The sequence below is a fragment of the Actinophytocola sp. genome (assembly GCF_036402745.1).
Lineage (GTDB): Bacteria > Actinomycetota > Actinomycetes > Mycobacteriales > Pseudonocardiaceae > Actinophytocola.
The window spans coordinates 1-2,127 of the sequence record NZ_DASWSJ010000013.1; the positions used below are offsets into that span (position 1 = coordinate 1).

Here is a 2,127-nt window from a genome sequence, read left to right on the forward strand (position 1 = left end):
GATCTTCTTGCCGATCATGTCCTGGGGGGTCGCGATGTTGCCGCCGTCGGCCAGGGACAGGATCGTGAACGGGTTCTTCTGGTAGGTCGTGCCGATGATCTTGAGCGGGGCGTCCTCGTTCGCCACGGCGGTGCCGACCGAGACGGCGTCGTTGAGCGCCACCTGGACCGAGCCCTGGACCAGTTCCGCCACGCCGCTCGACGGCCCGGCAACCAGGTTGACCTTGTCGAAGCCGGCGTCCGTGTAGTAGCCGTTGGTGTCGGCCATGTACTCGCCGAGGAACTCCGCGTTCTTGATCCAGGAGAACTGGACCGAGAGCTCGCCGAAGCCGTCGCCGCCGGAGGCGCCGGTGGTCCCGGAGTCGTCGCTCCCGCAGGCACCGAGGACGAGCGTCAGACCGACGGCGGTCGCCGCGGCAGCCGTGCGCCGCAGGGCGGCTCGGCCGGTGGAGTTGCGGAAGGTCATCGAGAGTCCTCACTCGGCAGTCGTCGGATGCAGACCACTGCAGACAGGCACGAGCGAGCTGCAGGGGCGGCCACAAGGTGTCCGACGGACGTTTCGAGGACGCCGGCGTTTGTGTTTCCGGCGGGTAACCCTGTCCCGACCAGCTGTGATTGCGCTCTCGGCAGCGGAACGCGGTCGCGAGCCATGTGCCAGAAGCGACAGCAGGACGTAACAGCGCCGTCACCACTCGTCCTTAGAGTCCGCCGCCATGCCCACCAACACCACGGCGACCTTCGCCGTCCCCGTCATCGACATCGGTGCCTACACCGGGCCCGGGGACCCGGCCGCCCGCGCGGAGGTCGCCCGCCGGATGGACGAGGCCTGCAGCACTGTCGGTTTCGTCCAGGTCACCAACCACGGCATCGGCGACGACGTTCTCGCCGGCCTCGCCGGCGCGATCGACGGCTTCTTCGCACTGACCGCCGAGCAGAAGCTGGCGTACCGGGGGCCGGCGGTGGCCAACCGCGGCTACAGCCCACCGCGCAGCGAGGCGCTGAGCCTGAGCGCGGGCGCGGCCCCGGCCACCCGCATGAACGACTTCTTCGAGGCGTTCAACGTCGGCGCCTCGGCGAGCGACCACCCGGGCCAGGAGCTGCCGGCCGAGCACTACGCGGAGAACCTCTGGCCCGAGGAGGTCACCCGTTTCCGCTCCGACGTCGGCCGCTACTTCGCGGAGGCCGGGCGGGTGGCCCGCGCGCTCACGGCCGTCTTCGCCGACGCCCTGGGCATGCCTCCCGGCTTCTTCACCGGCTACACCGACCACTCGATCGACGTGCTGCGGATGAACAACTACGCACTCGACCCCGGGGAGATCACCCTCGACGGCGAGCTGACCGGGATGGGCCAGCACACCGACTTCGGGATCGTCACCGTGCTTTGGGCCGACGACGTGCCGGGACTGCAAGTGCTCGGTGGCGACCATCTGTGGCACGACGTGTCCCCGGCCCCGGGCGCACTGCTCGTCAACCTCGGCGACCTCATGGCGCGGTGGACCAACGACCGGTGGATGTCGACGCTGCACCGGGTGAAGCCGCCGGTCGTCGATGGCCGGGTGCTGCGGCGGCGCTCGGCTGCTTTCTTCCACGACGGCAACAGCGACGCGCTCGTCTCGACCCTCGCCTCGTGCGCGGCGGACGGCCCGGGGTACGAGCCCATCACGGTTGCGGAGCACATCACGGCCAAGCTCAGCGGCTCGCGCGGCGGCGTCCTCAACCGTGCCGCCGAGCGCGAGGCCGCCCGGATCATGGCTGCCGAGGCGATGGCATGAGCGACCTCGCGACGGCCGAGTTCCTGCGGGGCCTTCCGAAGATCGAGCTGCACTGCCACCTGGAGGGGTCGGTGCCGGCGGCGACGGCGATCGACCTCGCTCGCCGCAACGGGATCGTGCTCCCGTCCATGGATGCCACCCGGCTCTACGAGTTCGGCGACCTGGAGGGCTTCCTCGCGGTCTACCAGGCCGTCTCACGGGCGATGGTCTCCGCGGCCGACTTCGCGACGGTCACCTACGAGTCGCTGGCCGACGGCGTGAAGTCGGGCAACCTGCGGTATCGCGAGATCGCCTTCAACCCGACCAATCATCCCGATCTGACCTACCCGGAGATGCTCGCCGGGATCACCGACGGC

The 2,127-nt window shown here is 69.9% G+C and carries 2 protein-coding genes and 1 pseudogene; 2 read left to right on the forward strand and 1 reads right to left on the reverse strand.

What is annotated here, in order from left to right:
* On the reverse strand, positions 1-465 hold a 465-nt coding region (locus VGD70_RS01130; protein WP_331077151.1), incomplete at its 3' end, for an ABC transporter substrate-binding protein.
* Between the two features lie 247 nt (positions 466-712).
* Between VGD70_RS01130 and VGD70_RS01135 the strand changes: the two genes are divergently transcribed.
* The gene (locus tag VGD70_RS01135) at positions 713-1,771 is read left to right on the forward strand and encodes an isopenicillin N synthase family dioxygenase (protein WP_331077153.1); all 1,059 of its coding nucleotides are present in this window, start codon (positions 713-715) and stop codon (positions 1,769-1,771) included.
* Positions 1,768-2,127, forward strand: a pseudogene (locus VGD70_RS01140) (hypothetical protein); the annotation flags it as partial. The gene VGD70_RS01135 and the pseudogene VGD70_RS01140, both read left to right, overlap by 4 nt.